This is a genomic window from Tautonia sp. JC769 (assembly GCF_040717455.1).
Taxonomy (GTDB): domain Bacteria; phylum Planctomycetota; class Planctomycetia; order Isosphaerales; family Isosphaeraceae; genus Tautonia.
This window is the reverse complement of the sequence record NZ_JBFEFH010000019.1, coordinates 1-26,879: the sequence shown is the minus strand read 5'-3', so window position 1 is coordinate 26,879 and position 26,879 is coordinate 1. Positions and strand designations below refer to the sequence as shown.

Genomic DNA, 26,879 nt, shown 5'->3' with positions numbered 1-26,879 from the left:
CCCCCCAGGAGATCTGCGCGAGATGACTCTGCTGCAATGCCTTGCCGCCCTGCCGTGGATCGCCCTGGCGAGTGATGGGGAACCGGTTCGGTTTCGCGAGCAGATTGCGCCCATCCTGGTCTCCCGGTGCCTGGGATGCCATCGGGAAGGTGATGCGCAAGGCGGCCTGGACATGAGCACGTTCGCCAGGCTCCGGGAGGGCGGGGCGATCGAGGGGGATCTCATCCTCCTGCCGGGGGAGCCGGAGGCGAGCCACCTGGTCGCGGTCCTGAAGCCGGAGGCGGCCATCAGGATGCCCTTGGATCAAGATCCGTTGACGGGATCGGAGATTGACCTGATTGCGCGATGGGTGGCGGAAGGGGCCGACTTCGACGGGGAATCGGAGGATATGCCGCTCTCATCACTGGTCGACCCGCTGGCGAGGCTGCCCCGGGTGGAGGTGACGGCGGAGGTGGCCGACCCGGTCTCGGCCGTCGCCTTCTCAAGGGACGGCGCCCGTCTGGCGGCGGCGAGGGGGTCGGAGATCTTCCTGTTCGACGAGGACTGCGGCGACCCGACTCACTTGCTCGAGGGGCACGAGGGGGAGATCAATGCATTGGTCTTCTCGCCGGATGGCCGACGGCTGGTGGCCGCGGGCGGCCGGCCGGGGTTGCTCGGCTCGATCGCGGTCTGGGACGCGGAGTCGGGGGAACGGCTTCGGTCGTGGGGCGGGCACGCCGACACGATCCTCTCGGCCGACCTCGCCCCGGACGGTGCGACCCTGGCGACGGCGAGTTATGACCGGATGGTCATGCTCTGGGACCTGGATTCCGGCGCGGCGATCCGCACGCTCAAGGAGCACACCGACGCGGTCTACGCGGTGGCCTTCGCGCCGGGAGGGGAGAGGCTGGCGTCGGCCTCGGGGGACCGGACCGTCAAGATCTGGGAGGCGGCGACCGGCCGCCGCCTGGAATCGCTCGGCGATGCGACCGAGGAGCTGTACGCCGTGGCGTTCGCCGACGAGGGGTCGACCGTGCTGGCCGGGGGGGCGGATCGGACGATCCGCCGCTGGAGGCTGTCGGGAGACTCGGGGACGCTCGACCGGTCGGCCATCGCCCACGACGGGGCGGTGCTGGATCTGCTGGTCGATCCGAAGGGGGCGTCGCTGCTCTCGACGGGGGAGGACGGGGCGGTGAAGCGGTGGTCGTTGCCGGATCTGGCGCCGGTCGCCGCCTGGCCGAGGCAGCCCGACTGGCCCCTGGCGGCGGCCGTGCATCCGTCGGGCTCGCCCATCGCGCTCGGGCGATATGACGGGGCGTTGGTGCTCCTGCCCGGGTCGCCCGGGGCCGACGCGCGAGGGGGAGGCGGGTTGACCCTGCTCGACCCTGCGGGCGCCGCCGAGGACCCGTCGACGGCCGCGGAGGAACCGGGGGCGGCGGCGCCGGAACTGGTGCGTCGTCCCTCGCTGGGGCCTCCCAGCCCGAGGGGGGCGGAGCGAGGCCGGACCGTGGTGGTCGAACTGGGGGGAGCGGGGGTCGGGCTGGCCAATGCGGTCGCGTTCGACGACCCCCGGTTGGGGGCGGCCATCGAGCCGAGCGCGTCGCCCGACCCGGACCGGCTTCGGATCAAGGTGTCGATTGCCGAGGACGCGCCGATCGGTCGTCACCTGCTTCGCGTGCAGACGCCGCTCGGGGTGCCCGCGGCGCAGGGGTTCGCGGTCTACGAGGCCCCGGAACGCGCGGAGGAGGAGCCGAACGGGTCGGTCGAGCAGGCGACGCCGGTCGGCTGGCCGACGACCCTGGCGGGGGCGATCGAGGCCCCGGGGGACGTGGATCATGCCCGGTTCCCGGTGGCGCGGGGCGAGACGATCGTCTGCGCCGATCGCGGGGGGTCACTCGGTTCGGCCCTCGACCCGGTGCTCGAGCTGCGGGACGACGCGGGGGTTGTGGTCGGTTCGGGTCGATCGGTCGTGACGCATCGGGCCGACCGGGACGGGGAGCTGACGCTCAGGATCGCGGACCGCCAGTTCAACGGCTCGGGCAATCATTTTTATCGCATCGAGATCGGTGAAATTCCCCGGATTGACGGCGTGTTCCCGCTGGGGGTGGCCCGGGGAGGCTCGGCGGAGCTGGGCGTTTCCGGGGCGAACCTGGGGTCGTCGGTCGTGAGCGTCTCGGCCCCGACGACGGCGGGGGAGCCGGGGACATTGCTGGACGTCCCGGCGACCGACCGGGGAGGGAGGCCGGCCGAAGGTCGGGCGAAGGTCGTCGTGGCCGAAGGCCCGCAGGCGGTGGAGGTCGAGCCGAACGACGAGCCGGCGAGCGGACCGGGACTGGCCGTGCCCGGGGGCGTGTCCGGCCGGATCGACCGCGACGGGGATCGTGATCATGTGAAGATCTCCGCAAAGGCGGGGCACCCCTTGATCGTCGAGGTCTTCGGGCACCGCCTGGGGACGGAGATCGACCCGGTGGTCGAGATCCTCGACGCCGAGGGCGCCCCGGTCCCGCTGGCGGTGCTTCGCCCGGTCGCCCGGTCGTCGGTGGCCTTCCGCGACCACGACGCGACGCTCGACCGCATCCGCCTCACCCAGTGGGACGAGCTGGCCCAGGATGATTATTTGCTGATCGGTCGCGAGCTGACCCGACTGTTCGCCCTGCCGCGCAACCCGGACGACGACGCGGTCTTCTGGTCGTCGGGGGGTCGGCGCAGGGCCTACCTCGGGACCACCCCGGAGCAGCACCCGCAGGATCAACCCATCGACAAGGTCGAGATCCACCCGCCCGGCACCACGTTCCCCCCGGGGGGGGCCGCGCCGGTGACGCTCGTGCACCGCAACGACGACGCGACCGGCCTGGGCAAGGATGCCTCGCTTCGCTTCGACCCGCCGCACGACGGGACTTACCTGATCCGGGTGGGGGACGCTCGGGGGCTGGGCGGGCCCGGGTTCGGGTATCATCTGGTCGTCCGCGAGCCGCGCCCGGATTTCGCCCTGAGCCTGGGCACCGAGCGGCCGGACATCCCCCGGGGAGGGGCCGCCGTCGTCTCGGCATCCGTGGATCGGATCGACGGGTTCGAGGCGCCGATCGACCTGAGGGTGGAGGGGCTCCCGCCGGGCATCCGGGCGACCTCGGCCCGGGTGGAGGCGGGGCACGGGTCCGCCGACCTGCTGCTGATGGCCGACGAGGACGCCCCGACCTTCTCCTCGACCCCGTGGCGCGTGGTGGCCGAGGCCGCGAGGGAGGGCGGGTCGGCCGGCGAGACCATCCGGCACGAGATCCGGCCCGGGGGCGGTCGCTCGAGCTGGATCACCGTGACCCCGACGCCCGACCTGCGGGTCTCGACCGACCGGGACCGGGTGGTGCTCCGCCCCGGGGAGCACGCCGAGCTGACGTTCCGGGTGGATCGTTCGGCGGCCTTCTCGGGCCGGGTGCCGATCGACGTGAGGAACCTGCCGCATGGGGTCCGGGTGCTCGATGTCGGCCTGAACGGGGTCCTGATCACCGAGTCTCAGGCCGAGCGGACGGTCGTCCTGTATGCCGAGCCGTGGGTGGCGCCGACCGAGCGTCCGTTCTTCGGGGTCGGCAAGGTGGAGGCGGCCGGGACCGACCACAGCACCCCGCCGATCACGCTGGTGATCGCGGGCGGGGGTCGGCCCTGACGAGGGCCGGGGGGCGCCGGCCCTTGTCAGCGTCTGGTGCCGCGTCGGGCCTCCAGGAGCACCCGGATCGCGGAGGAGAGCACGCAGGAGATGCCCCCCAGTTCGAGCAACCAGTTCATGCGGATGCCCAGGAAGTCATCCTTGAGGAAGGCGTCGACATGATGGAAGGAGGCCGCTCGGATCAGGACGAACGTGTACAGGAAGACGAGGCCGATCGCCGCCAGCGGCCTGCGCAGGAGGACCGAGCGGAAGAGGACCGCGAGCAGCGCCAGGCCGCCCGCCCCCGCGATCGCCACGCCGGCGATGAAGGCCCGCTGCACGGCCTGCCGCTCCTGATACCAGCCCTGTTCCTGGGCCAGGCGGCGGCCGACGGCGGTGAGCAGGCTCTGCAGGTCGAGTTGCTTGTTGACGCCGAGCAGGACCAGGGCGAGCACCAGGATCCACCAGAACAACGCGCGGCGACGGGGCGACCTGGCCCCGGTCGGGGGGGAGAGGCGGACGGGGTCGAGCTTCCAGAAGACCGGGTGGACGACCCGAACGCCGAGGTCCTTCCGCCGCTCGGCCCGGGCCGCGAATCCGCAGGCGATGGCCGCGAGGAAATAGGCGACGACCGTGAGCCATCCCATGATCGATGGGTCGCCGATCCGGGGGGACCATCCCAGTTCGGCGCGCTCGGCAAGCAGCAAGAAACCCATGAGTGGCATCTTCTTCTGAACATCGGTGGCGGCATTCGGACGGTTGCGGCCGGGAGCCGATCAGTCTGTCACATTGAGGCCCGGCCTGTCAAACGTCGGAGGGACGCGGCGGGGTCGCGGGGCCGGGCGGGGGGCGGTCGGGCCCGCGGGCCTCGGAGACGCGCGGGATGACCGGACGGCGAGGGGGGGGTTGATGAATCCGGATCGGCTGAATTTCTGGCTCGCGATCCTGACATTCGTGGCCACGGTGGCGGTGCTGCTCGTGGCCCGATCGGCCGCGCATCGCAAGGCGGCCTGGAGGATCGCGGACGTGGCCCGCAAGCTCGGCCTGGGCCAGGAGGCGACGGGCGATCCGGGGCTCCGGCGCTGGCTCGACCACCGCGTCTCGGGGATCGGGGAGAATGATCGGTCGATCGTCTGGGAGTTACGAGGATCGTACGAGGGCCGGGCCGTGATCCTGCTCGGGATCCACGAGCGACCGGGCCGGGCGATGTCCTGGCGATCGAACGACGATCGCGCCCCAGGGGTCCGCTGGATCGGGTGGTTCCGGGAGAATCGTTCCGCGGTGCCGAGGCCGGTCAATCAGCTCCTGGTCCTGCTGGACGACCCCGTGCCGGGCCTGCCCGAGTTCCGGATCGGCCCGGACTCGGCGGCGAAGGGGGCGGCGGGCGGCAGCACTCCGCGGGCGGGCCGGCCGGCATCCGTCGCCGATCGGCCGGCCGGCGGGCTGTTCGAGGGGCTTGCGATCGATCCGCCGAAGGCGCTCTCGTTCCTGCCACAGGCGTTCCTCGACCGTACAGCCCGGGTGCTGGTGGGGCGACGCCACCCCTGGGAGATCGAGGGGTACGACGGGCGGCTGGGCGTGCGGATCGCCCGCTGGCAATCGCACTCGAGGGCCCGGTCGTATCAATCGGTGCTCGATGAAGCCCTGTCGCTCCGGGCCGCCTGGGACGACCGGGCCGAGCGATCGGACGAGGTCGGGGCCCGACGCTCCGTCCGGTCGGCCCTGGAACGCATCCGGCGGGCCTCCGGGCCGTCGGCGTCGACGGCGACATCGGAGGCGGAGCTTCTGCGGGACGACCGCGAGGGGGGGTGAGGCGGGCCCGCACCGGGGCCCGTCATCGCCTCGGTCGATAGCGCTGGGCGTCTCCTTCGACGGGCTCGATCCACTGTTCCTTGGCGCATCGGCCGAGCCATCGCGCGGAGTGGCGGAGCGGCAGGCCGACGGCGTGGAACATGGAGCGGGCGTCGTCGCGGTCGAACGGGTCGGGCAGCAAGGCGAGTCCGAGGGGGCCGGCCTCGACCCCCTTGCGGAGCCATTCCAGGGCGTCGTTGAGGATCAGGGCGTGGTCGAAGGCGAGCGGGCGGTCGGGCGAGTCGGCGACGACCCAGGAGGCCTCGGCCGCGTCGTCGCCGCCCGAGGGGTCGGGGGGGGGAGGGGGCAGGACGGTGGCGTAGGCCAGGCTGATGGTCCGGCCCCTCGGGTCGCGTCCGGGTGCGGAATAGAAGCCGAGCGGCTCGAACGGCAAGGTGGACTTGACCTCGACCCCGGTCTCCTCCCGCAGCTCGCGGCGGGCGGCGGGCTCGGCCGCCTCGTCGAGGTCGAGGAATCCGCCGGGCAAGGCCCACTGGCCTTCGAAAGGGGGCTGCCCCCGGCGAATCAAGAGGACCCGGAGCGCCGATCGGTCGATCGCGAAGGCGACCGTGTCGACCGTGACGGCGGGCCGGGGGAAGTCGTAACAGTACGATTGCGTCATGAGTGTTGCATCCTGCCAGGCAAGCCCCGGCTCCAGTCTGTCTGGCCGGAAAGCTCTCCGTTGATCACTATAAAGAGACTGGGAAGATCGTCTACTGCCAGTCGTCGAGGTCCGCGGGCGGTTCCGGACCCTCGTTGCGAATCGCGGACCCCAGCCTTTACCCGAAGTCTTGCCATGACCGACTTTACCGGCGATCCGCTGTCGACCCTCAGTGATCCGGGAGTGGCCGAGCTCGTCGGCCGCCTGGCCGAACTCGACGGCCCGGCCGACGCCTCGGACGAATGGCCGGGGGCCTTGTGGTCGGCCCTGGAGGGATTCGGAGTGCCGCGGTGGCCGGTGCCCGCGTCGCACGGGGGGGACGGGCTCGACCGGGCGACGATGGTCCGCCGCGAGGCCGGGCTGGCCGAGGGGAGCCTGACGGCCGCGTTCATCTTCTCGCAGTTCAACGCCGCGACGAGGAGGCTGGTGACGGCGGCCGATCGCGGGCACGAGGGGGCGGCGCGGTGGCTCCGGGCGATCGCCTCGGGCCGGGCGTTCCCGACGATCGGCACGTCGCAACTGACCACGTCGCGACGCCGGGGCCGTCGCGCCCTGACGGCCGAAGCGGTGTCGGGGGGCGGCTATCGGCTTGAGGGGGCGATGCCGTGGGTGACCGCGGCCTCGAAGGCCGACCTGTTCGTCGTGGGGGCGGTCCTGGAGGATGACCGGCAGGTCCTGATCGCCCTGCCGAGCGACCGGGGGGGCGTGTCGGTCGGTCCGCCGATGCCGCTGGCGGCCCTGCAGGCGTCGAGCACCGCCGAGGTGGCCTGCGAGGGGGTCCGGGTCGAGGCGTCCGAGGTCCTCTTCGGACCGGATCCGGACGTGATGGCCCTTGCCAGCGACGGCGGGGGGGCCGGGAGCCTGGAGACCTCGGCGCTGGCGATCGGGCAGGCCGCGGCCGCGCTGAGGGCCTTGCGGGATCTGGCCCCCTCGCGGGACGATTTGGAGGAGCCGGTCGAGGCGCTGGAGTCGTCCTGGCGCGAGCTGGCCGGGGGGCTGCTCGACGCGGCGGAGGGCCGGCCCGAGGCCCCCTCGGCCGCCGACTTGCGGGCCCGGGCGAACCGGTTCGTGCTGCGATCGACGCACGCCTACCTGACGGCCCGGCGGGGGTCGGGGATGCTCCGGACCGAGCCGGCGCAGCGATGGGCGCGGCAGGCGATGTTCTTCCTCGTCTGGTCGTGCCCGGGCCCGGTCGCGCAGGCGGCCTTGCGGGATTTCGCGGGCATTTGCCCGGCATGACCGCGAGGGGACGGGGGGCCGACCGGCTGGACGACCTGGTTTCAGGGTGGTCATCCCGAGGTCAATCGACCTCGCGGCGCATTTGCATGCGGGTACGCGAGTGATTGTCGTTTTGGGCCTCGCCGGGGAATCCCACCAGGAGGGCGGGATCCGCGGGGATTCCCGGGGTTTCCCGGGGGAATCCGGCCATCGGGCCGGGCGGGATCGGCCGGCGGCCGGCGACGATTTGCGTAAAGTTCGTAAAGTTGTCCATGTTCAGGCCCATGCTTTGCCTGTCCTGGGGGGCAGCGGCATCCGGGATCGTGCTCTCGGGTGCTTTCGAGACGGCGGGACGCGAAGGCCGGCGATCGGGGACGACGCATTGCCGGGATTTCACGCCTGCACGGACTTTCGCGAATTCACGATCACACCAGGGAATGAACCAATGCGATCACGACGCCCCCGCGCCTTCAGGCCCGAGAACTCGCCCGCGCTGGAAGAACGAGTTGTCCTCAGCGAGGCCGGGTTGCTCGGCCCGGTGGCCGCCCAGGCGGCCCAGATGGCCACGACGAGCGAGGAAACCGACGGGTTCCGCTTCCCGACCGAACTCCCGGAGCGGTCTCAGCTGATCGATCAGCTGGAGGCGCGGATGAACTCGCTCTTCGCGACGTTCGCGGAGGATTTCCGGGCCCTGCGCTCGGACTACTTCGAGGGCCTGGCGACGCCGACGCAGCCGCCGGGAGATGACCCGGGGGGCGACGCGGACGACCCGATCGACCTCCGGGCCGAGCCGGCCCCGGTGACGCCCGAGAGCATGGCGTCGACCTTCCAGCAGGCCGTCCTGGACCGGGTGGAGGGGCTGCGGGACGATGTCAACGAGGCCCTGGGCGAGATCCAGGGGGGCGGCGGCCTCCTGAATAACTTCGGCCGGGCCCGGGTCGAGCAGCTCGGGCAGGAGCTGGTCAACATCCCCGGGATCGGGGAGGGGCTGCTCAACACCACCGAATATGCGGTCATCAGCGAATTCGCAATCGCCGACGCTTTGGCCGCCACCAAGCGGTTCATCAACGTCTATGACGCCGCACTCTTCCAGACGGCCTCCGGGTTCTTCAGCGGGAATCTCCGCTTCTTCCGGGGTGGGGAACGCCCTGCGGAGCAACTGGCGGAGCTCTCCCCCGTGGTGGGCCCGGTGCTCGACGGCCTGAACGACTCGTTCGCCTCGTTCGCCTCGGATTTCCGGGACTCTCGCTCCGATTACTTCGATTCGATCGGGGATCAGGCGGGTGACGACGCCTTCGAGGCGTTCCGCGGGCAGGTGGCCGAGCGGGCCGAGGACCTCCGGACCGCGGCGATCGAGGCGATCAATCAGCCGGCCGGGGGCGCGGGGGTGCTCAACTCCTTCGCGACCCAGCAGTTGAATTCCCTGCAGCTCAACCTGGCGAACGTGCCGGACGCGGGCACGACCGCCTTCGGGACGCTCGGCCATGCGGCCCTGACCGAGGACCTGATCGGCCGGTCGGTGAACGACCTGAGGGCGATGGTCCAGCTCTATGACCTCAGCCTGTTCACGACCGCCATGCAGTTCTTCGACGCCAATCCCCGGTTCGCCATGATGGGCCGGCCGGCGCAGGGCTTCGGCACCCCGATGGGCGCCGCCGGTGGCCCGGGATCGCAGTCGGCCGCCCAGACGGTGAGTGCCGGTGTCGGTGTCGGAGAGGCGGGCGCGGCGCAACTGGGCGGCGGGTTCGGGGGGGGAGGCTTCGGGCCGGGTGGCCTGGTCGGCGTGCCGGGCTACGGCGATCGGCCGGGGCTGGGCGGTTCCCCCTTCAGCCCGGGAGTCCCGGCCCAGCCGTTCTTCGGGCCCCGACCGGCCGGGTATGACCCGACGCTGGGCTTCGGCGGCCTCGGGAACGGGCTGGTCGGGTTTGGCCGGCCGGTGAACTTCGGGACGGGCTTCGGCTTCGGCGGCCAGACGTTCCCCGGCCTCGGGCCCGCTGGGTCGGTCTTCGGCCAGAATCTCGGCTTCGGCTCGGGCGGTGCGTTCGGGCTGGGGAACACGTTCGGGGTCGTTGCGGGCCCCGGGATCGGGACCGGCCCCGGCTTCGGGGGGTTCTTCCTCTGAGGTCGCCCACGCCTCCGGACGCCGGGCGCCTCGGATTCTCCGATTCACCGATCAGGACGATTCCCTCTTGATCGCGGGGCGATCGACGGGGCCCCCCTCCTGCAATTGAGAACCGTCCTCGTGATTGGGGACTGCTGCGCATCCGGCCGAGGTGTCGAATCGACGACCCTCCTCTCCCGCCAAGGACGCGGGGGAGGGGGGTCGTTGCGTTGATGTTGGGCGTGAGGACGAGGAAACAGGGCGTACAGACTGCAGGATCGAGCGTAAGAGATCGCAAGCCTAAGCGTAAGAAAACCGAGCGTAAACGCCGAGATGCAGGACGTACAAGCCGGGAGAAGGCGCGTACGAAGAGCGGAGGACGATCGGGGGTCGGAGCCCCTCCCAACTGCTGTTTCCAAGTCCTGACTGATACGTTGAGGGTGGCCCCGGTCGGCGAGCAACCGGGGCGGCGCAGCCGAGAGTGTCCACGGGGGCGGCACCGAGACCTCTTGTCGCTGCGCGACCCCGGTTGGCGAAGCAACAGGGGCCACCCGGGAAGGCCCCACCATCGTCGAGCGGAAGGTCGACGACACGGACGAAGGGGACGGATGCGTCCTGCGACGAGGGGGTGCGGATACGCGGATGGGGCTACTGGGCGGTGGAGGGGTCGCCGGGAGGCCCGACCTGGGTGGGATCGGCGCCGATCGGATCGCCGCCGGACCGGGCGGCGAAGCGGGAGGGATCGACGGACGAGGACTTCAAGGCCGACGGGTCCCGCAGCTCGACGAGCATCTGGGCCGAGGAGTCGGTGCCGTCGGCGCCGAGGGCCTCGACCCAGGATTCGAGGTCGGACGGGGCGGCGTCGGGCACGGTCAGGCCGTCGGCCGAGGAGACGACCCAGGACGCCCCTTGCAGGTCGTAACGGTTCGCCTCTCCCGTCCATTTCAGGCCGGAGGGGAAGGAAGCCCCCTCGGCCGGAGGGGCCCAGCAGATCAGGTGATCGGCGCGGATGCCCGACTCTCGGACGTGGAGTTCGAGCGGATGTTCGGGCAGCAACGAGGTGGTCTCGAGGAATCCGGTGGCGAGGAAGACCGAGCAGCGGTCGATGGTGACCCGGCCCGGTCGGGGCTGGTTGGCGAATCGGCTGGCGATCCGGATCGGCCAGCCGGACGGCCGACCGGGCGTCCCCTGGGTCCAGACGAAGATGCTGTTCGAGATCTCGTGGCGGACCCCGCCGAAGACGACCAGGTCGAGGGGACGGTCGAAGCCCCGGAACAGGCAACCATCGACCCGGACCGAGGAGCCGAACGACTGCACGACGCTGGAGCCGAGGCCCGATTCCGACTGGACGAGGAAGGTGCAGCGTCGGAGGGTGAGCTCCCCGTTGGACTCGATGACGGGGGGGCGCCGCGTCTCGGCGGCGGCCGGGCCCTCGTAGCGGACCACGACGGTCAGGTCTTCGAGCGTCAGCCCCCCCACCGACTGCTGACGGAGCCAGGCCTCTCGGCCGGCCAGCGTGACCTGGACGGCCCCCCGCGAGCCCGGATAGGGGCGGATGACCATGCCGGCCCGCGGGATCAAGGAGGCGGGATCTCCCTCGGAGACCGTGAACGGCTCGGCGGCATCGCTCAGGTAGAGGACGCCGCCGTTGTTCGGCGCCAGCATCAGGGCATCGGAGAAGGAGGGGCAGGGGATCAGCTTCTGGCCGTCGGCGGTGCCGACCGCGTACGCCGGGGCCGTCGGCCTGGGATCGGCCGCGGGCGGGTCATCGATCGGGGGGGGGGCGACGAGGTCGTCGTTGCTCGATTCGGCGGCCCCGGAGATGACGGACTGCACCAGGAGGACGATCAGGACGAGCGCGGCGATCGAGCCGACGACTCCCCCCACGAGCCAGATGATTTTCCGGCGCAGGTCGGTCCGCTCGGCCGATTGAGGCTCGGCGGGGGCGGGCTTGACCTTGTCGGAAGAGCCGGGGTCGCTCGACGACCGGGAGAGGGAGGAGCGGGATCGGCTGCGGGAGGCCGCGATCTCGGTGAGCGAGGGCTCGGGCCCGAGGTCGATCGGCAGGCCGAGGCCATTCCTCGCCGTCGGGGGCGCCGGGACGAAGGGTTCGGGCTCGGGTTCGGTGGTCGGCTGGGCGGCGGGCGAAGGATCGGCTTCGGCCTGCCGCTCGGAGTCGCCGGAATCGGACCCGTCCTCGGAATCGCCGGGGATCGGCCCGATCCCGCTGTCGGCGGGGCTGCGCAGCTCGGGCTTCATGGCCGAGGCGGTGCGGGTGGGGGGCGCCTCCTCGTGCTGGTCCGAGACGGGCTCGGGGTCGGGCCGGAGGTGGTAGCCGTGCGGGTCGGACCCCTCGCCGAACGGGATTGCGTCGGGGGACGGCCGGGCTGCCCTCTGGCCCTGCCTGGCGGCGATCCGGCCGGCGGCGATCTGCTCGGCCACCGAGGAGGCCCCTTCGGCGAACGGGGCCAGGGCCTCGGCCAGGGCGAGCGGGGAGGGGAAGCGGTCGTCGGGCGACTTGGCCATCAAACGTCGGACGATCGCCTCCAGGCCGGGGGGCACCTCGGGGACCTGCTCCGAGAGGGGCTCCGGCTCGTGCAGCTGGTGGGCGTAGAGCTTCTGCGGCAGGCTCGCCTCGCGGAACGGGACGCGGCCGGCGATCATGTGATACATCGTGCACCCGAGCGAATAGAGGTCGCTCCGGGTGTCGACCGACCGGGGATGCCGGGCCTGCTCGGGGCTGATGTAGTCGAACGTGCCGACGGTGGCGCCGTCCCGGGTCACGACGTCGTCGGGGTCGCCGAGGTCGATGGCCAGGCCGAGGTCGGTGAGCTTCGCCGTGCCGTCCTCGGTGACGAGGATGTTCTGCGGGTTGACGTCGCGGTGGATCAGCCCCTTGAGCCGGGCGTGTTCCAGGCCCAGGGCGACCTGCCGGGCGATGGAGGCGGCCAGGGCCGGGGAGAGGCGGCCGACCTCGGCCAGGATCTGGGAGACGTTGCGCCCCTCGATGTACTCCATGACCAGGTAGCGGAGGTCGCGGTACTCCCCCTCGTCGTAGATGCGGACGAGGTTGTCGTGCTGGAGCTGGGCGCCGACCTTGCCCTCGCGCTCGAAGCGGGCCACGGCCCGGGCGCTGCTCATGCGTTCTCGGGAGAGGATCTTGATGGCGACGAGGCGCCGGAGCCGGGTGTCCCGGGCGAGGAAGACCAGGCCCATCCCCCCCTTGCCGATGATGTCGAGGACGACGTACTTGCCCATCTTGAGGGCCGAGGCCCGGCCGGCGACGATCTGCTGACCCTGCCAGAGGGTCAGGTGCTGCGCCGCGATGGCCTGCCGCGCGAGCCGGCGGTCAATCGCGTCGGGGTCCTCTCGCTTCTCGGGAGGAATGGCGTCCCAACACGACTGGAGGGTCGCGTCATCGAGCAGTCCATGGCGCAACGTCTCTTTCCAGAATCGAGACGTTCGCGGGTCAATCGACATGGCTCGGGATCGTTCCGGGCGCCCGCAGGGTAACGCAAGGCAAAGGGTGGGCGCAGGCGAGGTGGATGTCAAAGCTTGGTCGGACACGCGAGATGCCCCAGTACTTGAGTTTAGCCCCCAGGCCCTGCCGGTCGCAACCCAGCGGTCGTTACGGGTGACAGGGGGTTGGCGTCTCTCCTTTTCTTGTCCCGCGACGGGCGGATCACCCACCGGACAACCCTCCTGATCCGCTGGCTCGTCCCAATCGTAGTGCGCGATTGGCGTTCGTCCCGGGATCGGAGGCAACCGATCGGTCAAATTTGTCTGAAGATGCTACAAACCTGGCTCGACGGGGGGCGAATGCGGGCCGGGATCGCGGCGAAACAAGGCGACCAGGCGGGGGAGCGTCGGCCGATCAGCGGCCCGGATCGGCCGGGGGGGCGGCCAGGGAGGAGAGGAGTCCGTCCAGGCCCCGGTCGTCGTCGTCGTCTTCGTCGCCTCCGTCGGCCGGGGGCCCGGCCGAGGGGCCGGCGAACTTGGCCCGGTCGGCCTCGGCGAGGATCGCGACGGCCCGGGCCGACGCCTCGGGGCCGAGCCGGGCCGGCAGGGCGGGGTCGGCCCCGATTTCCTCGGTCGTCTTGGCGTTCCAGGAGGGGCCGAAGGCGTTGACGAGCGCGTCTCGGAGGACCTCGGCGCGGCGGATGCGGCGATCCTCGGGGGAGGAGCCGGACTGGCGACTCGACGGCCCGCGATCGCCTCCCGGGCCCCCGGCCCGGCGGCGGGCCCTGCGTCGCGACCGGGACCGGAACCCGAGGCCGAGGCCGGCGGCCAGCAGCCCGATGAGGAGGGCCAGGGCGACCGGGGCCCATTCGCCCCCCGGGGCCGGGTCGGGCCAGGGTTCCGGGCCGAGGTTGGGGCGGGGCGGCACGATCGGCTCGGCGGGGACGGGCCGGGAAGCGTCGGGGAGGCTCTCGGTCCCCTGGAGCGCTCCGGGAATCATCGGGGACCGGCCCGTCGTCGGGCCCTTCCGCGGAAGATGCCGAGCAAGGGGCCGATGGGGTCGTGTCGGGTGGAGAGATCGAGCCCTTCGATGGTCGTGGCCTCGCACCAGGAACGGAAGGAGCGTCGGCGGGCCTCGGCCATGCGGGCGTAGGACTCCCGCAGGCGGGCCGACCCGGAGTCGACCACGCGACGGCGGCCGGTTTCGGCGTCTTCGAGCGCGAGGATGCCGGCGTCGGGGAGGGCTTCTTCCAGGGGGTCGACCAGCCGGAGCGCCACCACCTCGCCCCGGTTGGCCAGCGCCCGCCAGGGGGCGACCGGCTCGGGGTTCAGGAAATCGCTGAGGACGACGACCAGGCCCCTCCTGGCGAACCGCCGCGGGCGCGAGACGGCCAGGGCCAGGGACGACCGCCTCGAGGTCGAGGGGGACGTCACGAGCATCCGGAGGAGCCGGGAGAGATGCCTCGGGCCCCCGCCGGGGGGCAGTTCGGACTCGATCCGGTCGCTGACGAGGGTCAGGGCGGCCCGGTCGCCGTTCTGGATGGCCGAGGCCGCCAGGAGGGCCGCGGCCTGCGCGGCCCGATCGGACTTCGACCGGCCGTCGGCGCCGAACCGGAGGCTCTGGGAGATGTCGAGGATGATCCAGAGGCTGAGCGACCGCTCCTCGACGTAGCGGCGGACGAACGGGCGGCCCTGCCTGGCGGTGACGTTCCAGTCGAGGTGGCGGACGTCGTCGCCGGGCTCGTAGGCCCGGAGCTCGGCGAAGGTCAGCCCCGACCCGGGCCGGGCGCTGTGATAGGCCCCGGCCAGTTGCGCGACCGCCGAGGGCCGGACCCGGAAGCGCAGGCGGCGGGCGCGGCGGATGATCGCGCCCGGGTCGAGGTCCGGGACCGGCGGGTCGGGGCGTTTGCGGAGGGAGAATCGCATGGCGGAAATCGGTCCCGATCAGTCCTGCTGCCCCTTCGCGTCCGATCCGACCGGGCAGCCGGCGTATCCGAGCACCACAGGGCCCCGAACCGTGGGGGTCGCCGTCGGTCGCCAGCCGCGGGCGAGGCGGGCGTTCAGGAGCTCGGCCGGCGAGGGCCGGTGGTCCCAGACGGCGACCGCCGCCACGTTTCCCAGTCAGTTCGTGTCGTACGCGAGGTAGAGGCCCCGCGAGCAGGGCACGAGGAGGTCGAAGCTGAACTCGTCCTGCGTCACCATCCCGTCGGGGGCGAGCGGAGGAGTCTGGGATGAAAACCAGCCCAGCGCCCGGGTGATCGTCGATTGACCGGCCAGTTCGGCCGCCAGGGGGGCGAACTCCGGATCGGTCAATCCGGCCCGATTCTCGATCGGAATGGGGGGAGTCATGACAGGATCGCTCCCTTCACTCAGTCGGGCGGATTGCCGGGCCGGGGAAGGACCTCGGCGCGGACCCAGTCGCGGAAGGCACGCTTCCAGGCGGTCTCGTCCATTGTCTCGAACCGATGGAGGAAGTGAAGCACCTGCTCCGGCGGGAGCATGGGCAGCGCCGGGCTCCGGGGCAGGACCCCATACGAGCCGTCCTCCTGACGCCGGCACATGATCAAGCGTTGCCCGTCGCACCGCCAGATCTCCGGGACACCCAGCGCGGCGTAGATGCTCAGGCGGTCGAGTGCTCGTCGAGAGACCTCGATCTCGATGGCGAGGTCGGGGGGCGGATCGACCTCGGGATCGAAGGTGAGGCGGCCTCGGACGCGGGGTTCGTTCTCGATCCAGTAGCAATTGTCCGGTTCGAGCCCCCGGTGAAGGTCTCGGCGTCGGAAGGTGGTCGATCGCCCGGATCGGATCGGCAGCCCCAGCTCCATCGTCAGCAGGTCGATCATCTGGCCGATCAGGACCGCATACGACTCGTGCCGGAACGAGGGCGACATGATTTCGAGGAGCCCATTGTCGTAGGTGAGGAACACGCGGCGACCCTCGAGTTCCTCGAGGATCGCCCCATAGGTTTCCCAGGTGATCCCGGGGAGCACCGCCCATTGTTCGCAGGACGATGGCGACTCGAGCAGCGCCGGGGTGGTTTCCATCACCGATGACTCCGGTTCGAACGCGTCAGCCGGCCGCCGGGGCCCCCGCGACTCGGGAGGAGGAGGGGCGGTCGGCGGCCCGGGGGGCCGAGGAGGAGGGGCGATCGGCCTCGGCGGGAGTCTCGGTTTCCTCGGGCCGGGCCAGGTCGAGCGCCCAGGAGAGGCGGACGGTCCAGCGGCGGGACTCGTCGGCGGTGATCCGCCAGTGGGGGATGACGGCGGTGCTCTGGTAGATCCCCTCGAAGCCGCCCTCGCTCTGGCTGGCGGTCTCGACGGGGAAGCACCAGAGGCTCGACGGCACCGACCATCGCATCGAGACGCCCAGGTCGAGCCACTCGTCGGTCAGGTTGACCCCCTCGGCGTGAGGGATGTCGAGCCTCGCGTCGAGCAGGCCGAGCCGGTGGCCGTGGAGGTCGGAGACGAAGCGGTCCTCGGCGTGGCCGGCCATCGCCGCCAGGTTCAGCTCGATGGCGAAGTGGACCGTCTGGCCGACGGGCAGGTCTTCGAGCATGTAGACGACCTCCAGCCCCGGGCGTCCGGCCTCCATGGCGATCGTCTTGTGGATGCGGATCAGGTGGCCGTCGGCAAGGCCTTGCCGCTCCATCAGGAGGGCGATGCGGCCCTCCTCGCGATGGGCCTTCGACAGATAGGTGCCGGTGGCGAAGTCGCCGCGCTCGATGTCGAGGCAGGAGGTCAGGTCGTCGAGCGAGGCGTCGATCGGGAAGAAGTGATCGACCAGGGCCTTGCGGGGGGCACGGTCGTAGACGAGCAGCTTGTCCATGCCTTCTTGCTTGAGGATCACCCGGTCGTGCAGGTTCGACGGGCCTTCGAACGTCTCTCCCGAAGGCTCGGCCACGGCGGCCGAGGCGATCGCGCCGTGGTACGACTCGGGACGGCGGTCGAGCGTGGCCAGGACATTGACCCCGGCCTTGCGGACGTCGAGTTCGTACACATGACCACCGCTGGCGGGGCGGACGTAGGCGATCAGGCGGTCGTTCTCGAGCCGGGCCTCCTGGCGGGCGTCGAGGTTGTAGTCGGCCACGTCGAGGGCGACGCGGGGGCCGACCTTCCCCTCGGCCCGGTCGAGGGCGTCGTGGCAGGCGATCAGGTGCTTGAAGATGGCGTTGCGCAGGTGGGGCAGATACAAACCGCCGAAGGCCCCGTGCCAGTAGGGGCAGTTGCACTGGCCGCGGTAGAGTTCCCGGCGGGCGAGGTCGAGCGCCTCGGCGTCGGCGTCGGCGGACTCTTCGAGGGCGTTGAGCCGGTGGGAAAGCTCGAGCATCCGGGCGTACATCTCGTCGGTCTCGATGTACTTGTTCTTGAAGTTCCGCCAGAAGCCGCCTGCGCGGACGAAGGGGCGGACGTGATCGACGGCGGCGACCCCCTCGGAGCCCTTCACCGCGGACTCGAAGGCCGAGAGCTGGGAGGGGGGGAGGACCCACTCGGTCATCTCTCGGTAGGAGCAGTCGGGCAGGTAGACCTTGCCCAGCGGGACGGTCGAGTCGACGACGGCGGCGAAGGTCGTCGGTTCGAGCCAGTCGCGGTTGCCCCGGATCATGTCGCAGAAGCGGCGGAGCCACCCCTTGGTGAAGATGTGCTCGTGGGTGTCGGGCCAGCCCCCGAACTTCTCGCCGTCGTCGGCGCAGACGACCACGGCATCGGGCCGGGACTGGGAGAGGCCGCGGAGGTACTCGTACGAGGCGTGCGGCTCCTGCCAGGGGACGAGGTAGCGCATCGACTCGCTGTTGGGGAAGACCTTCAGGAGGTGGCCCTCGTCCTCGGTCAGGTAGTAGCCGAAGAGGTCGTCGGAGGCGGCCCCGGCGCGCTGGAAGTGGAAGTCGTCGAGGACGGTGAACTCGATGCCGGCCTCGACCAGGGCCGAGACGAGGTGCTGCTCCCAGACCCGCTCGGCGATCCAGGCCCCCCGGATCGGCTGGCCGAAGAGGCGTTCGAGGTAGTCGGAATACGACCGGATCTGTCCGACGCGGTCGCGGTGGGGGATCATCGTCAGGATCGGCTCATAAAAGCCGCCGCCGAGGATCTCGACCCGGCCGGCGGCGACCATGGCGCGCAGGCGATCGATGTAATCGGGGCGATGGGCCACCAGCCATTCCATCAGGGGGCCGGAGCTGTGCAGGCTGAAGGGCAGTTCGGGGTACTGCTCCATCAGTTCCAGGAACGGCAGGTAGCTGTCCCGGTAGGCGGCCTCGAAGACGTTCTCGAAATTTCCGACCGGCTGGTGGTCGTGCAGCGCGAGGATCAGGCGGACGCGCGACATGGTGCGACGGGTCCCAGAGCGGGGGAATGCCCGTCATCGTGACGGGCCGGGGCGAGGGCAGGTCCATCCGATCCGGAGGAACCAGACGGTTCGGAACGGTTGGTCAATGGTGACCGATGGTGCCATTATCAACAGAACGGGCCGATTCTCCAATGGAGACCGGCCCGAATCGTCGGATCGAGTTGGACGGTCGGAGGGATTAATCGGCGGCGGGCCGCGGGACGGCCCGGCGTCGCCAGGCCAGGGCCCCCACCAGTCCGGCCAGGCCGACGCTCAGTTGGATCACGGTCGAGGGCTCGGGGATGGCCCGGATCTCGTTCGGATCGTCGGTGCCGATCGGATCGACCGTCGGCGGCGTGACCTCGGGGCCGTCCGGAGCGCCGGGCAGTTGCGGCCCCTCGGACTCGTCCGGCACCGACGGGAGCTGATCGAGCGGCGGGGGCACGGTCGGGTCGGTGGGGGTCGGGGGCACGATCGGCGGCTGGGGAGGCTCCGGCACCTGGGGAGAGACGGATTCGTCGGGGAGGGGCTGCGGGCCCCCGTCCTGGCCGATCGGCGGGTCGTCGATGACCGGATCGCCCCCGGCGCCCAGCCCCGAGTCGGGGTCGATGTCCGAGAGCAAGTACCCGAGGAACGGGTGGAAGAAGTCGAACCGCCGCGGGTTCAGGGCCCGTCGCGCTTCCAGCCCCTCGAGCCCGAGGCCCAGTGCCGAGCCGAGCCGCTGATGATGGACATCGAAGCGGCCCGGGGCCTGCGATCGGCGATCGATCAGGTCGTGGATCGTCCAGTCTTGCCCCTGGAACCGGATGGCATTCATGTCATCCTTCCGGGTCAGGCGACTCCGAAGGCTTTCGGCCTGAGCGGGAGGGGCGCTGGACAGGACGATCAGTCCCAGGAGGCCCAGCAGGACCCTGGGAGTGGTGAATAAAAGAGGCATTGGAGTGCGTCTCGGGAGGTGCAAGCAGGTCAAAACACTTCACACACCCTTGCAGCGGGTATCAGAATCCGATTGAAGGGATTGCGTCAAGAGAGCTCTGCAAATTACGGGCCTTCCCCGACACGTGTGACGGTTCGTTCCGGCGGCCCCGTCGAATGTTACGGCGACGCCGGTCAATCGAGGGGGCGGGCGGCCGAGCGTCGGAGGCGGACGGCCTCGTAGAGCCTCGCGTACTGCTCGGCGCTGCGGTGCCAGGTCCAGTCGGCGAGCATCCCGCTCGAGACGAGGGGCGGCCAGGCGTCGGGGCTCTTGTAGAGGGCCAGGCCGCGATCGACGGCCCGGATCAGGGCATTCGCGGTCGGGTCGAGGAAGCTGATCCCGGTGGCGGTCCGGTCCCGGAGGGTCTCGTCGGTGGCGTCGACGACCGTGTCGACCAGCCCTCCCGTGGCCCGGACGATGGGGACGGTGCCGTAGGCGAGGCTATAGAGCTGGTTCAGCCCGCACGGCTCGTAGAGGCTGGGCATGAGGAACAGGTCGGCGGCGGCTTCGAGCTGGTGCGCCAGGGGCTGTGAGAATTCGAGGAAGACGCGGAGGTTCTCCGGGAATTCGCCGGCCAGTTGCTGCAGCGCCATCTCGTATCGCGGTTCGCCGGTGCCCAGGATGACCATCTGCAGGTCGCGCCGGAGCAAGTCCCCGGCGGCATCGACGACCAGATCCCAGCCTTTCTGGGGGTCGAGCCGCGAGATCGCCGCCATCAAGGGGACGGCGGGCCGTTCCGGGAGGCCGGCCAGGCGTTGCAGGTGGGACTTGTTGGCGGCCTTGCCCGCCGGCCAGGTCTTCACGGTGTATCGCGCGGGCAGATGGGGGTCGATCGCCGGATTCCAGGCCGTGACGTCGATGCCGTTGACGATGCCGAACAGGTCGGCCTTGCGCGCCCGGAGCAGGCCGTCCAGCCCCCGGCCCCCTTCCGGGGCCTGGATCTCGCGGGCGTAGGTCGGGCTGACGGTGCTGATCAGATCCGAGTACACGAGGCCGGCCTTCAGGAAGTTCAGCCGGCCGTACGCCTCCAGCCGCTCGGGGGTGAACAGCGACCAGTCGAGGCCCGTCAGCGGCATGTCGAGGTGCCAGAACGACCCCTGGTACGCGAGGTTGTGGATCGTCATGACCGTGCCGACCCGGCGGAAGATCGAGCCCGGCTGGGGGCGGTAGACCTCCTCCAGGTAGGCGGGGACCAGGCCGGTCTCCCAGTCGTTGCAGTGGATGACCTCGGGCTGGAAGTCGAGCATCCGGATCGCCTCCAGCGCGGCGCGCTGGAAGAAGACGAACCGCTCGCAATTGTCGGGGTAATCGACCCCGTCGGCGCCGTAGATCCCGGTCCGGTCGAAGTAAGGGGCGTAATCGACCAGATAGACGGGCACGTCGCACCCGGGCAGGGAGGAGGCGAGGATCCTCCCGTCGAGCGACCGGTGGCCGATCGGCACGCGGACCCGGACGCCGGCGTCTCGGATCGGCCGGCCGGCGTAGAGGGCGCGGCGGTAGCCGGGCATGATGACGGCGACCTGGTGCCCGAGATCCGTCAGGGCCTGCGGGAGCGAGGCGGCGACATCGGCCAGGCCGCCGGTCTTGGCGAACGGCTCGACCTCGGCGGAGAGAAGGAGGACCTTCATCGGGGCGTGCTCACTCGAATCCTTGCCGACGGACGCCGTTTGCCCCCCGGGGTCGGACACCTTGGGACCAGTGTTGAAGTGATGAGAAGAGAGGAGAGGGAGATCCTCGGGTCGCTCCCGCGCCCGAGGGATCGAGCGGCCGCCCGGGGTTCGTCGCGGCCCGGGGCTTTGGGGGCCGGGCCGTGCGGTCCGTCAGCGAGCCGGCTCGACCTCGGACGCATCGAAGGTGACGCCGAGGACGGTGGTCGTCTCGGGGGCGGTCCGCAGGCGAAGCCGCCAGACCAAGGGGCCATCGAGCCGGTTCCTGGAGTTCGTATCGCTCAGGACGACGGTCTCGAGCTGCTCTCCGGGTCGGAGCTCGTGGAAGGACTGGCCGGCGATCTCCCACTCGCTCGAGACCGGCAGCCGATAGGCATAGATCCGCGTCCCGGAGCCATCCTGGATGAACGTCTCCGGGAGCCGGCGATCCGGCTCGCGCACGAATGCCTCGTCCAACGGGGCAAAGATGACCGAGTCGGACGTATTTCGCAAGCGAAGATGGAGCCGCAGGGCATGGGAACCGCCGTCCCGGCGCTCGGTCCGGCCGTCGACCCGGGTCCGTTTCAGCTCGACCGGGCCGACCGTCACCCGCTCCGGATGGATCTCCAGGGCATCGATCCGGGCCGAGTCGCCGAGGGGGATGAGGCGCCCCTCGGCGATCGGCTCGGACGGCTCGACCACGGCGGAGACGTCGTCACGACGGCCGGCCTCCGCGCCGGCGTCCGGCTCGACCGCGGCATCGAGGCCGGCGGCCCAGGCCGGGGCCGCCGGGCGGCCCGGGGCCTCGCGATCCGAGGCCCACCAGAGCCACCCGCAGGCGATCGTCATGGCGCTGGCATAACTGGCGAGCAGGGCCATCGGCCAGGCCGATCGCACGTGCCCGTGGTCGTCGTCGTCGTGTTGCGAGCGGGAGTCCCCCCGATCGGCCGGGGCGGACGACGCGAAGGGAGCGACCGGCCGGGCGCCCCGCTTCGAATCGGCCGAGGGGCTGAGCGTGATCCCGAGGCTCGACGGGTTGGCGGCCTTGATCTGGAATTCGTCATCGGACGAGACCAGGGCCGCGGCGGCGATCGGGTCGGGGTGGGCCAGGGTATCGGGCAGGATCTCCCCGGAGGACGGCATGGCCGCGCGCCGCTCCGCCGAGTCTCCGGAAGGAGGCCGGCGGGGTTCGGGGCCTTCGGCGCGAGGCGCGTCCCCGGGCGATCCGGAGGGAGCAGGAGGCGGTTCCAGGCGCACCCCGCAGTGCGGGCAGACGAGGGGAGGAGACATCGGCGGACAATCCTTTCCCGGCCTCGGCCTTGCCATCGACGAACCGAATCCGGGCAGCGTTGCGACGCGCATTCAACCGAGGCAGCCGGCGGACCTTCGAATCACCCCGGACCCTTTGGCTCAAAGGATCGTCGGTTCATCGCACCGATCCCGCACGGGCGATCGGCGCGACGCAACGGCCCCTCGCGATCATCGGGGGGCCGGCCGCCCTGCCTCACTCCAGCCCGTCCGGGGCAAGGCGGCTCGTCCCTTCCAGTTTAGGTCGGGCCGCGACCGGAGCAAAGCCGTCAGGTCGGATCCGTGCGGGAGTTCAAGGAGTAAGGGGATCTCCCCCAGCCATCGCGACAGCTCGATCGGGTTGGTGGACTCGGCCATCGGATCGACCGTCGGCTCCGAACCGTTGAGCACGACGCCGGCCACCCGGAGCCCCCGGGATCGGGCCGCCTCGACCGTCAGGATCGTGTGGTTGAGCGTCCCCAGGCCTCGGCGGGCCACGACCAGCAGCGGGTAATCGAGCGCGATCGCCAGGTCGGCGGCCGTCGCCCGCTCGGCGATCGGGCAGAGCAGGCCGCCGACCCCCTCGACGACCATCAGCTCCGCCCCCCCGGGGCCGGCCCACCAGGCGATCGCCGCCCGGGTCGCCTCCAGGACGCGGTCGAAGGCGAGCGGCTCGCCCGCCAGCCGGGCCGCGACGGGGGGGGCGAGCGGCGCCTCGAAGGTGATCGGCGTGACCCGATCGCGCGGCACGTCGCGGCCGAGGGCGGCGATCAGGCGTTCCGTGTCGTCCCAGCGGAGCTGACCATCGACCCGATCGGCCCCGCTCGCCAGGGGCTTGAGCACGCCGACGCGCTCGCCCTGGGCCACCAGGGTTTCCACGATCGCCGACGAGACCCGCGTCTTGCCCACGCCGGTGTCCGTCCCCGTCACGAAGAGGCCGCGAATTCCGGTCATCGGTGCCTTTGTTCCTCCGGGATTGGTGTTGATTTAAAACCACATCTCCATGCGAAGCCCGCGTGCGTCGGTTGGCGGATCGGCGGGAATCCGTTGCGCGGTCCCTTCGGCGATCCGATGGGCCGTCCAGCAGGCGGCCAGGGCGTCGAGCAGGTCATCGTCGTCGGCCTCGATGGGGGCGATCGCCCGGCGGACGAGGGGGAACGCCTCGGGGCCGAACGCGGCGTCGATCAGGGCCCGCCTCGTCGCGATCCCTCCGGGCGATCGCTTCGCATCCGGCACGGGGCGATCGCCGTTGAGGGCGAAGAACGACAGCTCGGGGTGGACCTCGACGCACAGGGCTTGCTCCTCGGGGCCGATCAGGCGATCGAGCGACAGGACTCGACGATACAAGGCCCACGCCTGCGCCCCGACCCCGCGTCCGACGATCGCCCGGCTGATCGCGTCGGCCCCGCGCCGGGTGACGGCCGCGAGGCTCGGGCGGATCGGCGCCGGGAAGACGCTCGATCGCCGGGGGCCGAGCAAGGTCCGGGCGATCCGGTCGCAGTCCCGATCGCCCGAGTCGGGCAGGCCGATCGGCATGTCGATCGCCAGCACGGACGGCTCGGGGTGGATGGCGAGCAACTCCTCGCTCGACCGGCAGAGCAGGGGGGTGACGCTTCGGCTCGAGCGATCGAGCAGGACGCAGATCCAGCCCCCGGGGCAGCCGTCGGCCCCGGCGACGATCGCGGCGGTGTCTCCCCCTGGTCTCGCCATCTACGCGGGCCACTCGCCGGAGAAGACCTCGGTGGCCGGGCCGGTCATGAAGACCGAGGCGTCGTCGGATGGCCACTCCAGTTCCAGGTCGCCGCCGGGCAGGTGGGCGAGGATCTTCCGATCGGTGCGCTTCGTCAGGACTCCCGCCACGCAGACGGCGCACGCCCCGGTGCCGCAGGCGAGGGTGATCCCCGATCCGCGCTCCCAGGTGCGCATGCGGACCTCATCGGGCCTGAGGACCTGTGCGACGTGGACGTTGACCTTCCTCGGGTAGTGCGAGTCCGTCTCCCAGAGCGGGCCGATCTGCTCCAGTGGGAAGCCGACCACGTCGTCGACGAACGCCACCGCGTGCGGGTTGCCCATCGAGACGGCCGTCTGGGGCAGGACGAGCTTGAGGCGCTCGTCGCCGACCTCGACCGGCACGTCGACCGGAGGGTCGCCGGGCAGGGTGGTCGGGATGTCGGAGCTTTGGAGGATCGGCGTGCCCATGTCCACCCGGACGCGCCGGGCCTTGCCCGATTCGATCTCCAGGTCGAGGGTCAGGACCCCTCGGCCCGTCTCGATCGTGACCTGATCCTTGCGGGCGATGCCGTGGTCATACACATACTTCGCCACGCATCGGACGCCGTTGCCGCACATCTCCCCCTCGGAGCCGTCGGCGTTGAACATGCGCATCTGCGCATCGGCGCGCTCGGACGGGAGGATGAGGATCAGGCCGTCGGAGCCGATGCCGAAGTGCCGGTCGCTCATCGCCCGGGCCAGCGGGGCGATTGCGCCGGGGAGCTGCTGGTCGAACAGGGAGACATACACGTAATCGTTGCCGAGTCCGTGCATCTTGGTGAAGCGGAGGGGCATGGGGTCCTCGATGGGGTTGATCGGCAACGCGGGTTTCTTCCCGTCCTTGCGATCCCGGTTATCTTCCGGTGGTCGCCAGGTATGCGCCGACGGTACAGAGCAGGGTCCAGCCGAGCATGATGACGAGCACCAGCCAGGCGAGGATTCGTTGCTTCAAGCGGCTCGTGATCCAGAAGGTCGCGACGAACGCCGCCGCGGTGATGACCAGGTGAGTGGCCGTGAGGGCGTAAACGGCCCGGATCGGCCAAGGGATCGACGGGTCGTGCCAGGGAATCGGCCCGTCCGGCCAGGGGCAGTTGTTCAATCCGATCGAACGATCTCGCTTGAACCCTGCTCCGACCACGATCAGCAGGACGGAGCACACCGTTAATGTCAGGAACCAAAGGGACCAGGAACGGCGACGATCGGGCCTCGCCCGGCCGGAGTGCCCCGGCGCAGGGGGAGCGACGCGGCTGAGCGGCGGGTCGTAAGGATTCGACGTGTCCATGGGGCCTTCCACGAGGACGAGCCGGCGGTCCTAAGACGAGACCTCGTCGGGCGGCCTGCCATCATAATACCACGACGTAATCGTTGCCGAGTCCGTGCATCCTGGTGACGCGGAGAGGCATGGGAATCCTCGGACGGGATCGGTCGATCGTGCGATTCGCACGGAGAGAAACGTGTCAGGTTACAGATAATGACCCATTGTTCCCATTCCTGCCGCAAGCCACCACAATCCCGACCATGCCAGGAGGAGGAGGATCAGGAACCAGGCAAGGAGACGTTTCCATAAACTCCAGGTCAACGGAAAGGTGGCCAGGAACGCCAATCCGGAGAGGACGACATGGAGAATACCAAGCGCGTCAACGACCCTCCTTGGCAGGGGTTTTGGTTCGATCTCTTCGGGAATCCACTCCTTCGACTCGTATCGGATCACGACGTAAAGCATGAGGACCCAGCAGAGGTTCAGCGCAACGAGCAGGAGTGCCCAGGAAGAAATCGTATCGTACTTCGATCGGGGCCGGTCGTGCGGTGCGGTCGGAAAATGATCGTCCCGAGGTGCCTCGTAAGGATTCATCCGATTCCTCGTCCCCCCGAGAACCCCAATCAGGACGACGCTTCCGCCCGAGCCACGTCATACCACTCGACGCCCCCCGGCAGCGGCATCGACGCGAATTCGAGATGGATCACGCGCCGGTGATCGGGCGAGGCGGCCGAATTCGAGGCGTGCAGGAGCAACGGCCGCATCAGGACGGCCCCCCCGCGATCGACGACGCACTCGATCGGATGGACGCGGTCGGTCCAGGAACCGACCTCGGTCGGCGCGGAGCCGCCCAGCCGATGCGACCCCGGCAAGACGCGCAGGGGGCCGTTGTCGGGGCCGGCGGGATCGAGGTGGAGCCGGACGGTCAGCATGGACTCCAGCACCTCGACGGGGGCGAGGGCGTGGGGGATGCCCGCCTTGACGGTCCAGGAGGAGAAGCCGGGGGCGTCGACGCGCCTCCGGGCGGCGATGGTCAGGTCGCGATGCCAGGGGAGGTTCCAGTTCGCCTCGCTCGTCTTGTCGAACCAGAGCCCGCGGACGGCGAAGGCGGCGGGGCCGAGGATCGGCTCGACCAACTCACGGATCGGCGGCGAACCGGCGAGGCGGCGGACCTCGGGGACGCGCCCGAGCAGGTCGCGCAGGCCGAAGGTGCTCTGGCCGCGGCGGAGCGAGGCGGGATCGGCGGCCTGGTCGGCGGCGGCCCGGGCGCGATCGACGGCGAGGATCAAGGACTCGATTTCGTCGGCGTCGAGCACACGCGGGACGACGGCGAACCCGTCGCGCTGGACCTGGTCGGCGAGGATCTCGGCGATCGTCATTCGGCCTCCTCCCCATCGGAGCCGATCGCCTCGACGGGGCATTCCTCCAAAGCGGCCCGGCAGGCGGCCTCCTCTTCGTCGTCGCGGGGCTGGAGGGCGACGAACGAATAGCGGCCGTCGTCCCAGCGCGCGAAGTTCTCGGGGGCGGTCTCGCGGCAGAGTTCGCAGTCGATGCAGGTGTCATCGACGTAGAACCGCCCGGCGACGTTCTCGGGGACTTTGTGATTCGCGTCGGCCATGAAACGGTGGGGCTTCGCGGTGGGTACGGGGGGAGGATCGATCGCCTGATATTGTAGAAGGAGCGGCGGCCGGCGTCATCAGGGATCGCCTTCGCG

22 protein-coding genes are annotated in these 26,879 nt (G+C 70.7%); 4 read left to right on the top strand and 18 right to left on the bottom strand.

The features are described from left to right. The first annotated feature begins 22 nt into the window (after nucleotides 1–22). Nucleotides 23–3,637: a c-type cytochrome domain-containing protein gene (locus AB1L88_RS17980; RefSeq protein WP_367098063.1), complete on the top strand. Its 3,615-nt coding sequence runs from the start codon at nucleotides 23–25 to the stop codon at nucleotides 3,635–3,637. Between the two features lie 26 nt (nucleotides 3,638–3,663). Here AB1L88_RS17980 and AB1L88_RS17975 read toward each other — a convergent pair whose 3' ends face one another. Next, the gene (locus tag AB1L88_RS17975; protein WP_367098062.1) at nucleotides 3,664–4,332 is read right to left on the bottom strand and encodes a hypothetical protein; all 669 of its coding nucleotides are present in this window, start codon (nucleotides 4,330–4,332) and stop codon (nucleotides 3,664–3,666) included. 193 nt (nucleotides 4,333–4,525) lie between these two features. On the opposite strand from AB1L88_RS17975, the gene AB1L88_RS17970 reads away from it, so the two are divergent. Next, on the top strand, nucleotides 4,526–5,428 hold the full coding sequence (locus AB1L88_RS17970) for a hypothetical protein (protein ID WP_367098061.1): 903 nt from the start codon (nucleotides 4,526–4,528) through the stop codon (nucleotides 5,426–5,428). A gap of 22 nt (nucleotides 5,429–5,450) precedes the next feature. Here AB1L88_RS17970 and AB1L88_RS17965 read toward each other — a convergent pair whose 3' ends face one another. Beyond that, nucleotides 5,451–6,089, bottom strand: a complete 639-nt coding sequence (locus AB1L88_RS17965; protein WP_367098060.1) for an NUDIX hydrolase — start codon at nucleotides 6,087–6,089, stop codon at nucleotides 5,451–5,453. A 174-nt stretch (nucleotides 6,090–6,263) separates the two neighbouring features. On the opposite strand from AB1L88_RS17965, the gene AB1L88_RS17960 reads away from it, so the two are divergent. Next, nucleotides 6,264–7,367, top strand: a complete 1,104-nt coding sequence (locus AB1L88_RS17960) for an acyl-CoA dehydrogenase family protein (RefSeq protein ID WP_367098059.1) — start codon at nucleotides 6,264–6,266, stop codon at nucleotides 7,365–7,367. Nucleotides 7,368–7,791: 424 nt separating this feature from the next. Further along, complete coding sequence (locus AB1L88_RS17955; RefSeq protein WP_367098058.1) at nucleotides 7,792–9,468, top strand: hypothetical protein; 1,677 nt, start codon at nucleotides 7,792–7,794, stop codon at nucleotides 9,466–9,468. A 627-nt stretch (nucleotides 9,469–10,095) separates the two neighbouring features. Here AB1L88_RS17955 and AB1L88_RS17950 read toward each other — a convergent pair. The 16 genes from AB1L88_RS17950 to AB1L88_RS17875 form a co-directional block, all read right to left on the bottom strand. Beyond that, nucleotides 10,096–12,927 carry a protein kinase gene (locus AB1L88_RS17950; protein ID WP_367098057.1) on the bottom strand — a complete coding sequence of 944 codons (2,832 nt, stop codon included), beginning with the start codon at nucleotides 12,925–12,927 and terminating at the stop codon, nucleotides 10,096–10,098. A 394-nt stretch (nucleotides 12,928–13,321) separates the two neighbouring features. After that, nucleotides 13,322–13,906, bottom strand: a complete 585-nt coding sequence (locus AB1L88_RS17945) for a hypothetical protein (RefSeq protein WP_367098056.1) — start codon at nucleotides 13,904–13,906, stop codon at nucleotides 13,322–13,324. After that, nucleotides 13,903–14,832, bottom strand: a complete 930-nt coding sequence (locus AB1L88_RS17940) for a DUF58 domain-containing protein (protein WP_367098055.1) — start codon at nucleotides 14,830–14,832, stop codon at nucleotides 13,903–13,905. The genes AB1L88_RS17945 and AB1L88_RS17940 overlap by 4 nt, the downstream gene beginning before the upstream one ends. 195 nt (nucleotides 14,833–15,027) lie before the next feature. After that, a complete protein-coding gene (locus AB1L88_RS17935) occupies nucleotides 15,028–15,255 on the bottom strand; it encodes a hypothetical protein (RefSeq protein WP_367098054.1) in 228 nt (75 codons plus the stop codon). Between the two features lie 20 nt (nucleotides 15,256–15,275). After that, nucleotides 15,276–15,950 carry a Uma2 family endonuclease gene (locus AB1L88_RS17930; RefSeq protein ID WP_367098053.1) on the bottom strand — a complete coding sequence of 225 codons (675 nt, stop codon included), beginning with the start codon at nucleotides 15,948–15,950 and terminating at the stop codon, nucleotides 15,276–15,278. Nucleotides 15,951–15,975: 25 nt separating this feature from the next. Further along, complete coding sequence (locus AB1L88_RS17925) at nucleotides 15,976–18,228, bottom strand: alpha-amylase/4-alpha-glucanotransferase domain-containing protein (RefSeq protein WP_367098052.1); 2,253 nt, start codon at nucleotides 18,226–18,228, stop codon at nucleotides 15,976–15,978. 199 nt (nucleotides 18,229–18,427) lie between these two features. Next, nucleotides 18,428–19,165, bottom strand: coding sequence for a PEP-CTERM sorting domain-containing protein (locus AB1L88_RS17920; protein WP_367098051.1), 738 nt, complete (start codon nucleotides 19,163–19,165; stop codon nucleotides 18,428–18,430). A 173-nt stretch (nucleotides 19,166–19,338) separates the two neighbouring features. Beyond that, nucleotides 19,339–20,832 (bottom strand): glycogen synthase GlgA, encoded by a 1,494-nt coding sequence (gene glgA / locus AB1L88_RS17915; protein WP_367098050.1) that lies wholly within the window; start codon nucleotides 20,830–20,832, stop codon nucleotides 19,339–19,341. A 192-nt stretch (nucleotides 20,833–21,024) separates the two neighbouring features. Then, a complete protein-coding gene (locus AB1L88_RS17910) occupies nucleotides 21,025–22,140 on the bottom strand; it encodes a hypothetical protein (RefSeq protein WP_367098049.1) in 1,116 nt (371 codons plus the stop codon). Nucleotides 22,141–22,329: 189 nt separating this feature from the next. Then, entirely contained in the window at nucleotides 22,330–23,091 is a 762-nt protein-coding gene (bioD, locus tag AB1L88_RS17905; RefSeq protein ID WP_367098048.1) for a dethiobiotin synthase, read from the bottom strand. A gap of 33 nt (nucleotides 23,092–23,124) precedes the next feature. Beyond that, nucleotides 23,125–23,847, bottom strand: a complete 723-nt coding sequence (locus AB1L88_RS17900) for a DUF429 domain-containing protein (RefSeq protein WP_367098047.1) — start codon at nucleotides 23,845–23,847, stop codon at nucleotides 23,125–23,127. After that, entirely contained in the window at nucleotides 23,848–24,702 is an 855-nt protein-coding gene (gene dapF / locus AB1L88_RS17895) for a diaminopimelate epimerase (RefSeq protein WP_367098046.1), read from the bottom strand. It lies immediately after the preceding gene. Nucleotides 24,703–24,760: 58 nt separating this feature from the next. Continuing rightward, nucleotides 24,761–25,189 carry a hypothetical protein gene (locus AB1L88_RS17890; RefSeq protein WP_367098045.1) on the bottom strand — a complete coding sequence of 143 codons (429 nt, stop codon included), beginning with the start codon at nucleotides 25,187–25,189 and terminating at the stop codon, nucleotides 24,761–24,763. 180 nt (nucleotides 25,190–25,369) lie between these two features. After that, nucleotides 25,370–25,759: a hypothetical protein gene (locus AB1L88_RS17885; protein WP_367098044.1), complete on the bottom strand. Its 390-nt coding sequence runs from the start codon at nucleotides 25,757–25,759 to the stop codon at nucleotides 25,370–25,372. 29 nt (nucleotides 25,760–25,788) lie between these two features. Beyond that, the gene (locus AB1L88_RS17880; RefSeq protein WP_367098043.1) at nucleotides 25,789–26,544 is read right to left on the bottom strand and encodes a phytanoyl-CoA dioxygenase family protein; all 756 of its coding nucleotides are present in this window, start codon (nucleotides 26,542–26,544) and stop codon (nucleotides 25,789–25,791) included. After that, nucleotides 26,541–26,783 carry a ferredoxin gene (locus AB1L88_RS17875; protein ID WP_367098042.1) on the bottom strand — a complete coding sequence of 81 codons (243 nt, stop codon included), beginning with the start codon at nucleotides 26,781–26,783 and terminating at the stop codon, nucleotides 26,541–26,543. Before AB1L88_RS17875 ends, AB1L88_RS17880 begins: the two co-directional genes overlap by 4 nt. Nucleotides 26,784–26,879: the final 96 nt, after the last annotated feature.

What these genes read in the sequence shown, in the direction of transcription:
- AB1L88_RS17880 (WP_367098043.1), bottom strand. Translation starts at nt 26,544, where the DNA reads ATGACGATCGCCGAGATCCTCGCCGACCAGGTCCAGCGCGACGGGTTC.
- dapF (WP_367098046.1), bottom strand. Translation starts at nt 24,702, where the DNA reads ATGCCCCTCCGCTTCACCAAGATGCACGGACTCGGCAACGATTACGTG.
- AB1L88_RS17875 (WP_367098042.1), bottom strand. Translation starts at nt 26,783, where the DNA reads ATGGCCGACGCGAATCACAAAGTCCCCGAGAACGTCGCCGGGCGGTTC.
- AB1L88_RS17945 (WP_367098056.1), bottom strand. Translation starts at nt 13,906, where the DNA reads ATGATTCCCGGAGCGCTCCAGGGGACCGAGAGCCTCCCCGACGCTTCC.
- AB1L88_RS17965 (WP_367098060.1), bottom strand. Translation starts at nt 6,089, where the DNA reads ATGACGCAATCGTACTGTTACGACTTCCCCCGGCCCGCCGTCACGGTC.
- glgA (WP_367098050.1), bottom strand. Translation starts at nt 20,832, where the DNA reads ATGAAGGTCCTCCTTCTCTCCGCCGAGGTCGAGCCGTTCGCCAAGACC.
- AB1L88_RS17970 (WP_367098061.1), top strand. Translation starts at nt 4,526, where the DNA reads ATGAATCCGGATCGGCTGAATTTCTGGCTCGCGATCCTGACATTCGTG.
- AB1L88_RS17910 (WP_367098049.1), bottom strand. Translation starts at nt 22,140, where the DNA reads ATGTCTCCTCCCCTCGTCTGCCCGCACTGCGGGGTGCGCCTGGAACCG.
- bioD (WP_367098048.1), bottom strand. Translation starts at nt 23,091, where the DNA reads ATGACCGGAATTCGCGGCCTCTTCGTGACGGGGACGGACACCGGCGTG.
- AB1L88_RS17940 (WP_367098055.1), bottom strand. Translation starts at nt 14,832, where the DNA reads ATGCGATTCTCCCTCCGCAAACGCCCCGACCCGCCGGTCCCGGACCTC.
- AB1L88_RS17900 (WP_367098047.1), bottom strand. Translation starts at nt 23,847, where the DNA reads ATGGCGAGACCAGGGGGAGACACCGCCGCGATCGTCGCCGGGGCCGAC.
- AB1L88_RS17955 (WP_367098058.1), top strand. Translation starts at nt 7,792, where the DNA reads ATGCGATCACGACGCCCCCGCGCCTTCAGGCCCGAGAACTCGCCCGCG.
- AB1L88_RS17885 (WP_367098044.1), bottom strand. Translation starts at nt 25,759, where the DNA reads ATGAATCCTTACGAGGCACCTCGGGACGATCATTTTCCGACCGCACCG.
- AB1L88_RS17975 (WP_367098062.1), bottom strand. Translation starts at nt 4,332, where the DNA reads ATGGGTTTCTTGCTGCTTGCCGAGCGCGCCGAACTGGGATGGTCCCCC.
- AB1L88_RS17935 (WP_367098054.1), bottom strand. Translation starts at nt 15,255, where the DNA reads ATGACTCCCCCCATTCCGATCGAGAATCGGGCCGGATTGACCGATCCG.
- AB1L88_RS17960 (WP_367098059.1), top strand. Translation starts at nt 6,264, where the DNA reads ATGACCGACTTTACCGGCGATCCGCTGTCGACCCTCAGTGATCCGGGA.
- AB1L88_RS17920 (WP_367098051.1), bottom strand. Translation starts at nt 19,165, where the DNA reads ATGCCTCTTTTATTCACCACTCCCAGGGTCCTGCTGGGCCTCCTGGGA.
- AB1L88_RS17950 (WP_367098057.1), bottom strand. Translation starts at nt 12,927, where the DNA reads ATGTCGATTGACCCGCGAACGTCTCGATTCTGGAAAGAGACGTTGCGC.
- AB1L88_RS17890 (WP_367098045.1), bottom strand. Translation starts at nt 25,189, where the DNA reads ATGGACACGTCGAATCCTTACGACCCGCCGCTCAGCCGCGTCGCTCCC.
- AB1L88_RS17930 (WP_367098053.1), bottom strand. Translation starts at nt 15,950, where the DNA reads ATGGAAACCACCCCGGCGCTGCTCGAGTCGCCATCGTCCTGCGAACAA.
- AB1L88_RS17980 (WP_367098063.1), top strand. Translation starts at nt 23, where the DNA reads ATGACTCTGCTGCAATGCCTTGCCGCCCTGCCGTGGATCGCCCTGGCG.
- AB1L88_RS17925 (WP_367098052.1), bottom strand. Translation starts at nt 18,228, where the DNA reads ATGTCGCGCGTCCGCCTGATCCTCGCGCTGCACGACCACCAGCCGGTC.